Below are 16,620 nucleotides of genomic sequence, written 5' to 3'. Positions count from 1 at the left end.
TTATAAATCAACAACTTAACAATGGCTCATGTTTTGCTTTAGTTAATATCAACTAAGTTAAGGAGTATGTGCTTTTGAACCTATTGTTCTCACCTATCAATTTTTTTATAAAAATAGTGGGCTTTACTCAGGTAACTATTTTTACCTTGTTATATACATTAGCGCTTTATGTTGCCTGTTTAACAATAGAAGGTGTTGCTTTATCTATTGTTTTTGCCTGTTATTTTTATTTACTGCTTGGTATCGCGATTATAACAAGAAACCAAATAGATCATTTAACTCGTGTATTAAAAAGGATTAATGTACACGATTTTGATCACCGAGATGTACATTTTAATAGTATTTTCAACACTGAATTATTAGATCAATTATTACGCACTTACCGCGAACTAGGCCGACTTAATAACTATAATGAAGAGCGTAATAAAGAAGTCGAGTTTTCAGCTATTCAAGTAATAGAAACCTCATCGAAAGTTAAAGACAATGTACACAAACAATCAGATGCTACTAGATCAACCGCGGCTGCTATTGAAGAATTAAGTCAGTCGTTAATTGAAGTCAATAATGAAATATCAAGTACACACGAATCTTCTTGTTTAGCCTCAAATATTGCTGAGCAAGGAAAAAGCGCCTTACAGTCTTTAAGCTTAGCGGTAACCGATGTTAGTAATCGTGCGCAATCAACCCAACAACGTATGATATTACTCAATGATTTAGTAAAAGACGTTGGAAAAATTACTCAGTCTATTCAGCAAATATCACAACAAACCAATTTATTAGCCTTAAATGCCTCTATTGAAGCTGCTCGAGCAGGAGAAATGGGACGAGGTTTTGCTGTAGTTGCTGAAGAAGTACGTGAACTTGCAAAAAAAACCAATAACGCGACCGACGCAATTGTCACCAACATAAATTCAGTACTCGTAGAAACCTCCGAAATTGTAAAAACCATGACCGAAGTGGTAGAAAAAACAGATCAAAGCTTAGAAAAAACCGCACAAGTAGATGAAGCATTTAGCAATATTTATGATGCAACAGACCAAGTTAAATTACGCATGGAGGTAGTAAGTGCGGCTTCACAGCAACAAACCGCCGCAACCCATGAAATAGCAGAGCATATTTCACTTGTTGTTATTGGTGCTAAAGAAAATGCTGAAATAGCAGACCAATCAGAATCTGTTGCCAATCATTTACGCAAACTCACTCAAACGAGTGTTTAGGAGCATATATGGGATACTTTTTTATAACTGCAATTTGCTTGTTAGCTATTTGTATTTTAATAATTAAACGATTTAACAAAAATAAAATTAAAAAAACTCAATTGTTAGGCATTAGTTATATTACGCAATTAAAGCCTCTTATTTCTCTTGTACAACAACACAGAGGCCTGTCATCGGCATGGTTAAACGGTGATATAACGGTTAAACCTAAGATAACCAGTTTACAAAAACAAATTGCAAACATGATCAAGGATCTAAAAAAAACCGAGTTACACACCAATGAACGTTGGGTAAGTTTTAATGATCATTGGCAACGTTTACTGAACCTGAAAACCAAACCCTCTGTTGCGAATAGCTTTGAACAGCATTGCTTACTAGTTAAAAATTTATCTTATTTGCTAGAAGATACGTCAGAAACCTATTTATTGACCGCTGAGTATTGTAATGGTTTCCCTAATATTGGTTACACCTGGAGAGAGTTAATTATTTCAACTGAAAATATTGGCCAAGCCAGAGCCATAGGCACCAGTGTTTGTGTGCAAAAAGTTTGCTCAAGTGTTGATAAAATCAGATTGAATTTTTTAACTGAAAATATGAAAAAAATAACCACAAACACATTACATAAACTCCATTATTTATCGGATGAAGTAGATCAACACGACGACTATATAAACGCTGCAACGTTAAAAATGGAGGATTTTACTCAAGTAATATCTAACGATTTGGTAAATAGCCCAACAATAGCCATAGATCACCAACGCTATTTTGCATTAGCCACCTCAACAATTGCCGCTTTTGATGATATTTTTTATCATCAAGTAGAACAGCTTAAAAAGCTTATTTAGTGGTTGGGCATTAAGTAACAAAATAGAAATGAGCAACATAATTTAATTTGATAAAACAATATCTAAACCTTGCTTAGCTTTAGTTTTCATGAAGTCGCAAACTTTCCAACTTTGTGGATTCCAGCCCAATAAAAATCGATAAAAATCAGCCCACGCGACAGGATAAAGATAAGTTGTTTCAGCGGCTAACGCATCAAAGTCTAACGCTATATGGTATTCGGTTAACGCTTGTTTCAATTGCTTTAGGTATTCATTAAGTATTAACGGTTCAAACTCAATGAGTTTGTCTTCACTTAAACAACTCCCCACTAAATAAGCGAGATCTTTTACACCGGAACCACGGCCAATATATTGAAAGTCTACCGCGGCTACCTCTTCATTATTAACGTGGAAACATAAGTTTTCAAACTTCGCATCACCATGCACTAAAGTTTGAAATTTAGCCTTATTTAATACGTTATCAATCGCCTGAGCATGTGTTTTATAGCCACTTTCAGTCATAGCTAGCCATTCATCTTTTCGAGTAGCTAAGTGCCAATAGGTTCCTATTTCCCATAAACCTTCTGCTGAACTGCCCATAAACCTCGCATGAAAATATGCTAACCAACGTATAGCTAAGCGTAAACTGCTCCAATCAGCCGAGGCTTTACGAATAGAGTAGCCTGCACTATCTAAATCTTCCATTACCAGTAATGTATGGCTGTCGTTTGCACTACTAGCCATTAAATGAGGAACTTTACAAAAAGGGCTATAATTAGGTGTATTGGCAAGATATGAATAATGTTGATAAAAACTCGCTTCAACTTGATACGATTGTATTTTTCGTTGATGGCTAGCCGATGTGTTCCAACCTCTTGGATGCTCACCGGCGTTTTCAGGAGCGACAACTTTTACAATATAGCTTTGCCCACTTTTATTACTTTTACAGCGAATAATTTGGCCATAGCCACTCCATAGCGATTGCACCTCCTCTTCAAGTACAATGCTGGTATCACTTAACAGTGATTTTATTTGAGTGAATACATCCATAAAAATTATCGTTTCCACAAAACATTAATCAACGCACCACCCACCACTAAGCCACCACCAATTAAGGTAGTAACAAGCGGTACTTCGCTAAAACATAACCAACCAATAAATACCGAAAACACCACTTGTACATAAGCGTAAGCCATTGCTTTGTTGGCATCTTCACAATGCAGCGCTTTGGTTAATCCCACTTGCCCTACTTGAGTAAAAATCCCTACCAAAAGTAACAGTCCAAAAGCCGGTAATGAAGGCATAACAAAATCGCTACCTAATAAAGCAATGGCGATAGGAAGCGAAACAAAAGGAAAGTAAAAAACGATCACTGAGCTGTCTTCAGTTTTTGTGAGTTTTTTTACAATAACGTAGGCAACCGCACTACCAAAAGCCCCCAAAATAGCAGCCCCGATACTTATCCATGAATATTGCATTGTGGATATTGCAGAAGAAGAAAATTGAATGTTAGGCGAAACCATTACACTTAAACCCAGTAAACTTATAACAATACAAAGTAAAGTAGAACGCTGAACTTTTTCTTTTAAAAATATAACCGCCAACACCGCAGTAAAAACCGGATGTAAATATTGTAAAATAGTCGCTTCAGCTAAAGGTAATGTGGTTACAGCATAATAAACAAAAATAAGGGCTAATGCCCCTACAGCACCTCGTGCAACTAACCAAGGTTTATTATTACCCCATAAAGATATGCCTTTACGCTTAATATCAACATAACTAATAAAACCTGAAACAATCGCCCTAGCCGCAACAATTTCTAATACTGGAATGCCATAGGTACTTACTAATTTTACACAAGCCGCCATGAGTGAAAAACCCAGAGCAGAAAGAAGCATATACCACACACTGGCAGGTAAAGTGTTTTTTAATAAAGAAATCATGAAAGGCAAATAAAATAGGAAGAGTTGAAAGCGCTATTTTACGCTGTTCCTCTCAAAAATAGTAGCTCAGTTAACCGAGTTATTTCTCTAACACCTGAAGAAATATGATTCAGATAACTTAACCGTCATTATTTATTAAACAATCCGTCATATGTATTCAATAAACTGACCTTATCCATACTTTTCAACATAAAAATAGATCAAATATGTATAAAAAAATTTCACTACTTTTAATCACCCTAAATTTATTTACAGCCAATGTATTTGCTGCAAATGATAGCAACCTTATTTTAGTTACAATTGACGGTCTACGCTGGCAAGAAATGTTTTCAGGTGCTGACAAAAACTTACTTAATAATAAAGAGTTTGTACGTGAAGGCTTCAAGGTTAAAGAAAAATTTTGGCATACAAATGAAGCACAACGTAGAGAAATGCTAATGCCTTTTATTTGGCAAACAGTCGCAAAAGAAGGTGTATTAATAGGTAACAGAAACATAGGTTCTACTATGTCTGTAGCTAATAAATGGCACTTTTCTTATCCGGGTTACAGTGAAATATTTACAGGGGTTGTTGATCACTCTCTCGACAGCAACGCTAAAAAAGAAAATCCCCAAGTGTCATTTTTAGAATGGTTAAACAACAAACCTTTTTATCAAAATAAACTTGCAGCTTTTGGTAGCTGGGATGTGATCCCATATATATTAAATACACAACGTAGCAAATTATATGTAAATGCAGGATTTATAGAAGCAAAAGGTTATGCTTTGTCTGAAGAAGCCAAATTACTCAACCAGTTACAAAAAGAAATTCCTAGCCCTTGGCATAATGTACGTTTAGACAGCTTCACCTACAGATATGCAAAAGACTATCTATTAAACGTAAAACCTAAGGTTATGATAATTTCTTTTGGAGAAACGGATGATTTTGCTCATGACGGCCATTACGACAGTTATTTAACGTCAGCTCATCAAACCGATGCTTTTATTGCAGACTTATGGGATACCATTCAAACAATGCCCAACTATAAAGATAATACCGTATTAATGATCACCACAGATCATGGACGAGGTAGTACAGCTAAAGATTGGCAGCATCATGCTTCACCTCTTGCCATTCAAAACTACATGAAAAACCTGAAAGAGTTTCCAAAAGGTATTATCGGTTCAGAAAACATTTGGTTTGCTGCTATTGGTCCTAAAATAAAAGCTCAGGGCGAACTAAAAACAACAGAAGAAGTGAAACAAGAACAAATTGCAGCTACGGCATTAATGCTTTTAAATGAAGATCCACAAGCCTTTAATCCTAAAGCAGGTAAAGCAATTAAAGAGCTGTTTAAATAAAAGTAATTTTCCAATAAAACAGATCATTTAATCGTATCATCGCTGTTGGTAATATACTTTGATTGAAACGATTAAATTGATCTGACTTTTAGTAAATTTTCATTAAACATTTAAAAGATAAATGACCTAATCATATCAAACAACACCTTCCCTCTTATATTTTCTGTTAAAATGTTCATTCAAACCCGAACACTACTTTATATATAAAAACAACAAATCAAATAAAACAAGTTAACAATTGACAAAAACTATCCTACATGTGATATTTTTACATTTTCAAAACTACCCAAAAAATAAAATCAAAGAAGTTAAATAACAAGTAATAATTTTATGAAAGTAGCTAAAGGTTTTATTGCACTTACCTGCAATTAGCTAAACAATTATTTCCGGTCGCAAATTTAGGAAAGCTTTATTTCAGCAATAAACCTAAAAGACTAACAATATTATCTGATTTAAACCCACTTTTAAGGCACTGCACAATTTAGATACGTTTAACTTAAAATGATAACGCTAACAAAACAGGATACAGAGTTATGAACAACTTAATCAAAAAAGGATTTAACATTATATGTTTATTTTCTTTTACTATTTATGCTTACGCCTACGATAGTGACTTAAATCAAAAATTAAAAAATATGGCGGACAAGCAAGAAATAACAGCTCAAGGCAAAGTATTATTTGAACAAGTTTGCGCATCTTGCCATTCAAAAGACTTAAGTGGAGCTTCAGGTTTTAACCTAAAAGATGGGGAATGGATCCACGGCAGCCAACCATCACAAATAATTGAAAACGTAAAACGTGGTTTTGCAGATGCCGGTATGCTCGCCTTCAATAATGTATTTTCAGAATTACAACTTCAATCAATTGTTGCTTATGTATTATCTAAAAGAGAAGGTTTTGAAGGTCTTACCTACAAAATATATCAAATGAAAGATGCTAACGATAAAGTTATTTCTGCTGAAAAAATTATAAAAACAGGTGAGTTAGCTTCTAACCTTCCTGATTTTCAATTAGCAGAAATAAAACATTACGCCATTGAGTTTGAAGGTGATTTTTATGCGCCAAAAGATAAAGACACAAAAATTTGGGTTGAATGGGGCCGCCCTATCGATATTGATTTTTATACTGATGGTGAAAAAATTGAGCGAGAAGAGCCCATTTGGTATCCCACATGGAAACTGAAAAAAGGTAAACAACATTTAAAAATTATATACCGCGCAGGTAATAACAAACCTAATCAAAGAAATCTTTCGTTAATTGTAACTAATTCAGATAGAACCATTAAATGGTTCCCTGTATCTACACGTGCAAAATTAGTGTTATCAGACAATAAAATTGAAGTTAAAGCGACAGAAAAAACGCTTGTACTTCGAAAAACAATACATAAATTACCGAGTTATTCAATTTCAGTTGGTTTACCTAGTAAAGTTAATTATGCATTTAATACACGTTCATGTTCAGTTGTTGGATTATGGAAAGGTGATTTACTCAACATAGGTCCTAACGTTTCAGGTAGAGGAGAAAGCCCAAGTTTACCTCTTGGTAATTGGTTATTCCGTTCACCTGAGACATTACACCTAAATAATATCGATTCTAAATCATGCACTTACAAAGGTTATAAATTAGTAAATCAAGAACCAGTATTCACCTTTAATATTGGAAATGACACGTTTACCGTAACAGCCGTAAGTAAAAAATCAGATGAGATCAGCTTTAACTATCGTATAACCAATAACAAAAACAGCTCAACATTTACACTTCAATTACCTAAAACAGACTCTATAATTTGGAGAACCCCCAGCGGCACAATTACACAAAACAGTGCCACAATTACCCCTGACGCATCAGGAAACTTCGCCATAATTGCTACCTTGACTAAATAAGCAGGTTCACATGAAAAAACAAATACTTACCACATCAATCGCCTCGTTATTACTGAGTAGTTTGGCCTTTAACAGTTTTGCTCAAGGTGCACCAAAAAACATTTACAAACCAGATGGTTATAAAATTGTCACCATAGAAACACCTAAAGATGTTCGCTTCCATGTTACCGGTATAGACACAGATAAAAACGGAGGTGTATACGTTACTACACGACTGGGTGATGTGTGGTTATATAAAAATGAACAATGGAAAATTTTTGCTGAAGGCTTACATGAACCTACAGGGTTATTAATTGATGAAGGCTCTATTTTAATCGCTCATAAACCTGAATTAACCCGTATAACTGATACAGATAAAGATGGCGTAGCCGATCAATATGATAACTTAGCGAGCGGTTGGGACTTTCATGATAATTACCACGAATTCACTTTTGGCCCAGTTAAAGACAAAAATGGTAACTTTTATGGCACCTTAAATTTAAGTCATAACAACCCAGGAGCCTTTAGTTTAGGAGCTATGGGAAGTGCTGGAGGTTATAGAGGATTTGCATTTAAAGTAACACCAAAAGGCGAATTTACCCCTTACGCTTGGGGACTTCGTTCACCAGCAGGGATAGGAGCTAGCCCAGAAGGATTAATCTTTTTTACTGATAACCAAGGTGATTGGGTTCCTACGTCAAAATTACATTTACTAGAACAAGGCAAATTTTACGGCCATCCGGTATCGTTAATTGATGTTGAAGGATACACCCGAGATAAACTAAAAGAAATGCCGGTAGAAGCTTTTGCCGCGATGAGTGAAAAACCTGTCGTTTGGATCCCTCATATTGAAGTGGCTAATTCACCGGGTAATCCAGAATGGGATACAACGAAAGGAAAGTTTGGCCCATTTGCAGGACAAATCTTTATAGGCGATCAAACCCAATCTAACTTATTTAGGGTACTACTCGATAAAGTTAATGGTAAATATCAAGGCGCTGTTATCAACTTTATGAACAAATTTCAAAGCGGCAACATCCGCACAAAATTTGACTCTTTAGGCCAACTTTGGGTTGGGCAAACAGCCAGAGGCTGGGGAGCACAAGGCGGAAAACCTTTTGGATTACAAAAAGTGGTTTGGGATGGTACTAACCCTTTTGAGTTATTAGACATAAAACTAACAACAACAGGTTTTCGATTAACCTTTACTGAAGCATTAGCTAAAAATAGTGTGGTCAAAGAAAGCTTAAACGCGCAAGAATGGAATTATCATTATTCTGGTAATTACGGCTCTCCTAAAAAGAACTTAACATCATTAAAACTTAATAGCATAAAGCTATCTGCAGATGGAAAATCGATTGATATTGATATGCCATTAACAGCCGACAAAGTTGTGCAAATAGACTTTACTGGTTTACGTGATATTAAAGGCCGTGCAGTGAGTGTTGATAAAGTTTACTACACGCTAAATGAGTTATTAAAAAATCACTAGTTGATTAGAGTCTGTTTATATTTGCTAATTATTGTTGCAAGGAATTTACATAGAACAACTATGCTATATCCCTTGCACCGCGAGCAACAAGCATTTAATTCGAATAAAATTTAAACATGAAAAATAAAAAAACCTAGTAAGGTATAAAATTAAATGATAAAGAATATTCTGTTATTAATCGCTTGTTTCGGGGGCTTATCAGGCTGCGTATCAAGTAATACAGCTGAGTTAGATATTAGCCAATCGATGCAAGCAGTACCTGATACAGCAAAGTTCATAGATCCTGATTATTATATTTGGGGTTCTAGCATGGTTGAAGGAGATGATGGAAAGTATCATTTATTTTATAGCCGCTGGCTTAAATCATACGGTCATAATGCTTGGTTAACTCACTCAGAAATAGCTCATGCTGTAGCAGATAAACCTTTAGGTCCATACAAACATGTAGACATAGCTTTACCTGCAAGAGGTAAAAATTACTGGGATGGTTTATCTACGCATAACCCAACGGTTCATAAATTTGGCGATAAATATTATATTTATTACATGGGCAATACAGGCGATGGCAAAGTGATGAAAGGCTTTAACTTTTCTCATCGTAACAATCAAAGAATTGGTGTTGCTGTAGCAAATAGCCCGTATGGCCCTTGGAAAAGAACAGATACACCGTTAATTAATACCAGCGAAAATAACAACGCTTGGGATGCGCTTATGGTGAGTAATCCTTCTGTACTGCAAAAAGCAGATGGCACCTTTCTCATGGTTTACAAAGCGGTAGCTAAAAAAGCCCCCCTACCCGCAGGTGGTCCAGTGGTTCACTTAATGGCAACAGCAAAATCCCCTACAGGACCTTTCACTAAACATGTAGATCCTGTATTTACTAAAATTGGTGAAAAATTTCCCGCTGAAGATCCTTATATTTGGCTTCAAGATGATCAATATTGGGCCATTGTTAAAGATATGAAAGGCGCCTTCACTGGTTCAGGCAAATCGTTAGCTTTATTTAACTCCAAAGACGGTTTTGATTGGCATAAAGCGAATAATCCACTCGTTTCAAAAATTGAGATAAATTGGCAATCAGGTCGTCAAAAAATTAATCATTTAGAACGACCACAGATTTGGTTTAAAGACGGAAAGCCCGCCATTTTATTTTGTGCAGCAGACGAAACTAGAGAGCACTCTTACAACGTACATATTCCGTTGATTGAAATAGAAAAGCTAAAATAACCTCAACTCAGGATAAGCAAAGTGACTCAACAAGGTTAGGAAAAAAAGTAGGTTAAACTTTTGATAAATAATACTTTAAATTAATCATCTAACATTCATTAAGCCGAGTTGAGATTAAAATAATATCAGATAAAAAATCGAGCCGTAGCTCGATTTTTTAATTTCATAATATCAACGAAACACTAACTATAGGTGTTTTGTCTCTTTTAATTTAAAGGCTCTAGATGCCCCTCGACCATTTTGAAAGGTATAAAGAGCTAAGTAACTAGGTGTTTCTGGTATAGCCACCTCAAACGTTACTTCTGATACTTTATTTGCTTTCAATTTGTACTTTAATGGTTGAGTTAATGAAATTTCAGCCCCATCAAGCGCATTAAAAGAAATATAAGCATCGTCTGCTGTTACTCTTTCAAATTGCAAAGTGACTAATAAACGATTGGGTTGACTACCTACAGACATTTTATAGTAAGTATCCATACCTGAAGCGCGCTTATTAATTGGTGGGCTACCACCTAACCATAATCCACTTCGAGATTCGTCAACAGTTACAGCAAACTCAAGTGGCTTATTTACACTCACTTTTTTTACTTTTACATGTTCAACTTTATCTTCATGGCCAGAGCTAAGCGACGCTTTTGTATCTGTCATTTCAGGCGAGCACCCCATCATTACAAAAGATATAATAATAGGAGCAAATAAAGCAAAACAAGGTGAGTTTGCAACCCTCACTTTATTTTGCCTTTTTATTAACGATGAATGTTTCATTCAAATTAATCAGCAATTCTAACTAATTCAAACTTAAAGCCACACTGGCTGCCTTGAAGAATAACTTCAGGATTATTCATACTTAATACAATAGAGTACTGATTCCCCTCTACAACACTAATTTGACCAAAGTAGCCATCGTCATAATCATAAAGAGAAACTGCTTGTCCTGCATTAGTACGTATTTTTATATAACCCGATTGATCACTTACCTCATGACCTAACTTGTTTAAAGCCTTTATACCCACATAACCAGTAAAGTTAGCTGTAAATAATGCTCTACGTCTCATCCCTAACCCATTACTAGAATTAGCACCGGGTAAGTTATTATTGATACAAAACTCAGGTGAATTAGATGAAATCACTACAGCATCATCCGTTGGAGCTTCAGATTGAATAAGTGGAATAGTGATATATAACTGCTCTAAATCATTTGCACCTACACTTGAACCACCTTTATTTGCCGCTGCACTTATTTTAGGATCCGCAGGAGTATTGGCTGGATACATACCAAAAGGGTCACTTGTTTTAACGTTAGCTATTGCCATTAAATCTTTAACCTCTGTTTCAACATCAGGGTTAGCTTTTAAGTAATAATCTAAAAAGGTAAAAATAGTGGCTGAATGAATACCCGTTTTCATTTTAGTTACAGCATCAAAAAACTCATTAAAACCTTTACCATCAATATTACCCATTGCATACATTAGCTTAATAACCGTCTCTTCAGAATAAAAGCCATTTGCTCGGTCTTCACCAATAGGTGCGTTTAAATCTTCACAGGCACCATCAAGTTGCTGCTCACCTGCAGTATCACAGTAGTAATGACTTCCAGACAACAAACCACCCACAGCAGTACCATAGCCTTCACCGTAGGCTAAACTTGCGTCTTTATATTCATTATAAGAATGACTATCACCAGGGCTATCAGCATAAGATAATTGCGCTTGTAAGTAATGACCAAATTCATGACCGATTACACCTTTGTCAAATTCATCAGTATCAGCATCAGCTTTACCTAATACATATACACCTGGCGATAAACCGCTACCGCTATAATGAGAAGTTCCTATTTCACCTATTGATCTATCTCCCCAAACAGCAATGTTTTTAGGAGACCAATAAAGGTTTAAATCTGGCATTTCAATATTAGGATTAAGAGTTGTTAATTTATCAGCTGCACTTTTTACAATACGTAATATTGAGAATGGTGCTGATTCACGCTCGCTATCAGCAATCACATACCCATCACTGTCAAAACCAACTTTCGCTCTAATATCGAGCTTGTTAGTACTTTCGGCTTCATCTTTAATGGTTATAGCGTCTGAGGTCAGTTGGTATAATTTTTTAACCGCGCCAGCACTTGTATTGTCACGAATGGCAAAATTATACTCAGGGCCCACATTAGGTGTTGAACGAGTTTTTTGAATTTGCGCTTTAACAACAACTTTAACTGTTGTTGATTCAGGTGCATTATCAAATTGATAAAAACCTTGATCATCTGACACGGTACTAGCAATTACTGCACCGTTTGAGTCAATCATATCAACAGGTACACCTGCAACAGCAAATATTTCTAAGCTGTTACTACTGTAATTATGCGCTGCACTTTCTGTGTAAACGATACCTGGTGCTTCAGCCGTTATATGGCCAGATAAAATACTTGTGCCTGTAGCTATAGCAGAAACACGAGCAGGTGCTTTCTCTTTAATATTTGCAGTTGCGTTAGGTGCTTCAACCGTAATAGTCGTCGTGTTTTCTAATCGGCCGTGATCCATGATCACAAGGTCAACTTCACCTTCATTCTGCGCCGGACAATCAGCAAACATAATATTGTATTTAGTTGCGTTATTGGTATCACTTAATGATTGAAGATCGTATACCGCACACTTTTCACCCGCTAAAGTAACGTCTAAACTCATTGATAAATGTGTTCCTACAATATCAAAAGTCGATGTTTCAAAAGCTGTGATTTTTGAAAAGGCTTCATGATCATTACTATCAGGATGCTCCGCATCTACATACTCAACTTGTGAAGCAAGCGGGGCTAACACTACGTCATGGAAATAGGCATCAAGATCTACGTCATAACCTAAATTAGGATCAATAAGCGGGTTATCAAACATATTCTCCATTGCATAAAAATAGTAATCACGTATTTCATCACTGGTGAATAAGCCATTATTTGCTATGCCATAGACTAACGTTTCAATCACTTCATCAGCACTTTCAGCTTCAATATCTTGTTGCATTTGAGATAACGCAGCAAGCACAACACCGTAGCGACCACCGGCAGTACCGTCAGCTTCTTCAATGTTTAAATCCATTGGAATAGCGCTGGTAAGATCAAAACCATTCATACCAAAGGCATTAGCTACATTCGTTAAAACACCTGAGTATTGCGAAATTGGGTCAAGGTCATACACCTCAACAACTTGTGTCGCTATTTCAGTTAATGGGGTTACGCTAGTGCTAAAAGTAGAAGACGTTACATTGTAGTAGGCACGCGTAAGGCCAGCTGTAAATAATTCGCCAGTGGCTTCATCTTTATATTCGCCACCTTCACATTCAATAAGTGCAAAACCTAAATCTGCAGGAATATCTTTAAAGGTTGCAACACCTGTTTCAGTAATAGCCGAAGCAATAGTTTCATTATTAGCATAAATCGAACAGGTACCTTCATCAACAGATGACAACATAAAATGTACTTGTGATTCAGGGCTAGGCTCAACGACAACAACATCTTTATCATCATTATTACAGCCACCAATAAAAGCAGTAAGCATTAATACCTTTATAGCGGTTGAGTTGAGTTTAGGGGATTTCCTAGAATTTTTTATTAGATTAGTTAACATGACAGCACTCCATTTGTAAATGTCATAAAATTAACCCTATAGCTCTTAAGGGGTACTAATAGAGTTAATGCTTTATCCTGCAAAAATTGCGCGTGAATAATATCATGCACACTCAAAAATATTAACAAAATAATAACAAATGTAAGAATTTATTTCTTAACCTATAAGTAACAAAAAACTCAATTAGCTTTGTTTCCTTTTCTATAAAAGTAAAATACCTGCCATATCTGACTATAAATTAAACCTTATTAAAACAGCACATTAGAAATGTATTTTGTATACAAACGTAAGATGTCGAAATACTTTACACTTCATACTTATATATACAATTTAACACATTCAAATATAAAAATTAGTTTTACTTTATAGTAACTTAACAAGAAATTAACAACATGGCTTGATGCTTGCTAAAGTTGAAAAAGCTTTTTAAAGCAAAAAATAGTGATTAAAAATCAAGCTATTTTTACTAGCGTCGTCGGATTTGTATCACAATGTAATAGCAATCATCTTGAATCTAGAATTCATTTTAATATCAAGGATAAATATAAAATGCTAAAAAAATCAATAATAACAGCGTCAGTGTTTGCAGCTATGGCTGTAATGCCTAGCCAAGCTAGCGTGATATTTAATTTCGACTACTCAAGTAACACTGCTGGTGTTGGCTTTTTAGATAGCAGCGAAGGTGTGGCACGTCGTGCTGCATTAGATACTGCAGGCAACATGTTTTCATCTATGTTTGGTAGCTACTTTAGCGACTCTGCTACTCTAGATATTAGCGTTACGTCAACTGACGATAGTACAAGTGGTACGCTAGCTTCAGCTGGTTCAAATCTTGTAAGTACGTGTCCTGTTTCTGGTGGTTGTGTTATTACAGAAGTTGTTAAAACTAAATTACAAACAGGTGTTGATGCTAATGGCACTGACTTAGATGGTAGCGTAGATGTAAACTGGGGATGGGATTGGCAACTAGATCCAAACACTCCAGCTGACGCAACAGCAAATGAATTTGATTTTTTTGCAGCGCTTTTTCATGAATTAACTCATGCGCTTGGTTTTAGTTCACTAATCGATCAAAACGGTGTTGGTTTCTTTAATGACGAATGGTCAACATTCGATACGTTTTTACAAGACTCTACAGGCGAAAAAGTTGTTACTGATACTTTCTTTATCAATCAACCAGTTTGGGACGCTGCTAGTGTTGGCGGAACAGGTAATGGTTTATACTTTGGTGGCGCTAATGCTGTAGCGGCTAATGGTGGTAACGCTGTTGAAATATTCAGCCCTACTACTTGGGTTGACGGCAGCAGTGGTAGCCATATTGATGGTACGCCTTTCCCAACTGATATGATGAAATACGATAGAGATTTTGGTCCAGAAACTCGTGATTATAGTCCTGTAGACGTTGGTATATTAACAGATATTGGTTACACTAGAGTTGCGTCAACAAGTGTGCCAGAAACAGGAACTTTAGGTTTAGCTTTTCTTGGCCTTGCTGGATTATTTTTACGTCGCCGTAAAGCATAATACGGTTACAAGTGTTAAAATAAATGATTAAAAAGCTCGGAAACGAGCTTTTTTTTGTTTTTGTCCCGAGGTATTCAAGCAATGTGGTTTAATCAACTTATCGCAATATATGTAGTAGGAACTTTATTAACGGGAACAGCTTGTATGGCAAAAGAAAGAAACACCACAACAAATTTCCCTCCTGCAACCTACAAACTAGACGAGCTTAGTATTAACCTAACAATACACGCTGGAGCTAAAAAAGGTAGCAGTGCTCAGCGCCTCAACATTTTTGGACGAGGTAATTCAACATTAGAACAAAACGGGAACCTAACCCCATTAAATTATTCATCTAAAGATATTATAAAAATATTAAATAGTTTCTATCAAATTCGCTTTTTCGATCTACCAAGTCGTCATAACATTAAATATTCAGTTTATCTAAACGAAAATGGCTCTATTGGTACTAATGCTTTACGTATGGTTGACGCGTCAAGTGCAACGGTTTGTTTTACCTTACCTGATTATGAGAAGTGCGTGACTTATGGCGTAGACGGCCCAAATGAACTCCAAGCACTAACACAACGTTTGTTTACTGAAGCTAAGCAGCTAGCAAATGCAGGGATAACCGACCAATAATTTTTATAATTATCATTTTGTATTTTAGTATGGCTTACCCTACCAATGTACAGGATCAACTTTATAGTACTGACTTAACTGTCGGTAAAGTGTAGGGTAATGATGATTGAATTTATTCGATTGCTCAAAAAACACCTCACTTGCCACGGCAAAAAACTCAGCCGGATTTGTTGCTCCGTAATAATCAAAAAGTGACGGACTACCTGACATGGCTTGTTTTTTTAACAACTCAAATTGCTTTGAAAAAGCATCAGACCAACTTTTATAATCTTGGTCTTTACCTAAAATAGGCGCTCCGTTTGCGCTACCGTCTTCTTGGTCAAGCTGGTGGGCAAATTCATGAATAACAACATTATGCCCATCATCAGGAATTTCAGCACCATCTAAGGTGTCTTGCCACGACAACACTATTTTACCAAGTTCCCAAGATTCACCTGCTAGCGCGGTTCTTTTTGTGTATTGCACTCCGTCTGCATTTCGTATTTGTTGTTCTTTAACAAATGCACTTGGATAGACTAATATAGTATTTAATTTAGGGTAATAATCAGTTTTTCTATTCAATAAAAGTAAACACGCTTGTGCGGCAATGGTAATTTTTATTTCATCGGTTATTTCAACACCATTGCAACCCACAAATTCTTTTTCAGCTAAAAACACTTGAATATGTTGTTTTAACTGTAGTTGTAAATCAGCCGGCATTCTTCTGAAATATGGCATACGTTGTTGAATAATTTTACGCCACTGTTTGTTAAACGGCTTTTTTCGAATAACACTACGTTTATATTCACGCCAATAAGGTTTACCTACAGAAAACCCTATAAGTAAAACACAAATAATAATAGGTAACAGAAATGACAACATAATAAGTTTTTATAAGTAAACGTTATTATTAAATTGGTACGATGAGTTGAAATATCAAGTGAGGAAGATTAATACCTAAATTGCATCATGAATAA

13 protein-coding genes are annotated in these 16,620 nt (G+C 35.8%); 8 read left to right on the top strand and 5 right to left on the bottom strand.

Annotated elements, in window-relative coordinates; all coding sequences use genetic code 11:
- Nucleotides 1-68: 68 nt before the first annotated feature.
- Nucleotides 69-1,217, top strand: coding sequence for a methyl-accepting chemotaxis protein (locus ACM9HF_RS20465; protein WP_473613386.1), 1,149 nt, complete (start codon nt 69-71; stop codon nt 1,215-1,217).
- Between the two features lie 8 nt (nt 1,218-1,225).
- Nucleotides 1,226-2,062: a nitrate- and nitrite sensing domain-containing protein gene (locus ACM9HF_RS20460; protein WP_473613385.1), complete on the top strand. Its 837-nt coding sequence runs from the start codon at nt 1,226-1,228 to the stop codon at nt 2,060-2,062.
- 42 nt (nt 2,063-2,104) lie between these two features.
- Here ACM9HF_RS20460 and ACM9HF_RS20455 read toward each other — a convergent pair whose 3' ends face one another.
- Nucleotides 2,105-3,091, bottom strand: a complete 987-nt coding sequence (locus ACM9HF_RS20455) for a phosphotransferase (protein ID WP_473613384.1) — start codon at nt 3,089-3,091, stop codon at nt 2,105-2,107.
- A gap of 5 nt (nt 3,092-3,096) precedes the next feature.
- Nucleotides 3,097-3,984: a DMT family transporter gene (locus ACM9HF_RS20450; protein WP_473613383.1), complete on the bottom strand. Its 888-nt coding sequence runs from the start codon at nt 3,982-3,984 to the stop codon at nt 3,097-3,099.
- A gap of 206 nt (nt 3,985-4,190) precedes the next feature.
- Here ACM9HF_RS20450 and ACM9HF_RS20445 point away from each other — a divergent pair, with 206 nt between their 5' ends.
- From ACM9HF_RS20445 to ACM9HF_RS20430, 4 genes are all read left to right on the top strand, one after another.
- Nucleotides 4,191-5,324 carry an alkaline phosphatase family protein gene (locus ACM9HF_RS20445; RefSeq protein WP_473613382.1) on the top strand — a complete coding sequence of 378 codons (1,134 nt, stop codon included), beginning with the start codon at nt 4,191-4,193 and terminating at the stop codon, nt 5,322-5,324.
- Nucleotides 5,325-5,857: 533 nt separating this feature from the next.
- Complete coding sequence (locus tag ACM9HF_RS20440; protein ID WP_473613381.1) at nt 5,858-7,207, top strand: c-type cytochrome; 1,350 nt, start codon at nt 5,858-5,860, stop codon at nt 7,205-7,207.
- Between the two features lie 10 nt (nt 7,208-7,217).
- Entirely contained in the window at nt 7,218-8,678 is a 1,461-nt protein-coding gene (locus ACM9HF_RS20435; protein WP_473613380.1) for a DUF7133 domain-containing protein, read from the top strand.
- 153 nt (nt 8,679-8,831) lie between these two features.
- Nucleotides 8,832-9,905: a glycoside hydrolase family protein gene (locus tag ACM9HF_RS20430; RefSeq protein ID WP_473613379.1), complete on the top strand. Its 1,074-nt coding sequence runs from the start codon at nt 8,832-8,834 to the stop codon at nt 9,903-9,905.
- 186 nt (nt 9,906-10,091) lie between these two features.
- Here ACM9HF_RS20430 and ACM9HF_RS20425 read toward each other — a convergent pair whose 3' ends face one another.
- On the bottom strand, nt 10,092-10,634 hold the full coding sequence (locus tag ACM9HF_RS20425) for a hypothetical protein (protein WP_473613378.1): 543 nt from the start codon (nt 10,632-10,634) through the stop codon (nt 10,092-10,094).
- A gap of 41 nt (nt 10,635-10,675) precedes the next feature.
- The gene (locus ACM9HF_RS20420; protein WP_473613377.1) at nt 10,676-13,522 is read right to left on the bottom strand and encodes a hypothetical protein; all 2,847 of its coding nucleotides are present in this window, start codon (nt 13,520-13,522) and stop codon (nt 10,676-10,678) included.
- 549 nt (nt 13,523-14,071) lie between these two features.
- Between ACM9HF_RS20420 and ACM9HF_RS20415 the strand changes: the two genes are divergently transcribed.
- The gene (locus ACM9HF_RS20415; RefSeq protein ID WP_473613376.1) at nt 14,072-15,046 is read left to right on the top strand and encodes a hypothetical protein; all 975 of its coding nucleotides are present in this window, start codon (nt 14,072-14,074) and stop codon (nt 15,044-15,046) included.
- A gap of 81 nt (nt 15,047-15,127) precedes the next feature.
- Nucleotides 15,128-15,664: a hypothetical protein gene (locus tag ACM9HF_RS20410; protein WP_473613375.1), complete on the top strand. Its 537-nt coding sequence runs from the start codon at nt 15,128-15,130 to the stop codon at nt 15,662-15,664.
- Nucleotides 15,665-15,703: 39 nt separating this feature from the next.
- On the opposite strand, the gene ACM9HF_RS20405 is transcribed toward ACM9HF_RS20410, so the two are convergent.
- Entirely contained in the window at nt 15,704-16,525 is an 822-nt protein-coding gene (locus tag ACM9HF_RS20405) for a M90 family metallopeptidase (protein ID WP_473613374.1), read from the bottom strand.
- Between the last annotated feature and the right edge of the window lie 95 nt (nt 16,526-16,620).

The sequence above is a fragment of the Colwellia sp. RE-S-Sl-9 genome, assembly GCF_048296855.1.
Classification (GTDB): Bacteria; Pseudomonadota; Gammaproteobacteria; order Enterobacterales; family Alteromonadaceae; genus Pseudocolwellia.
This window is presented reverse-complemented; position numbering and strand designations above follow the sequence as displayed.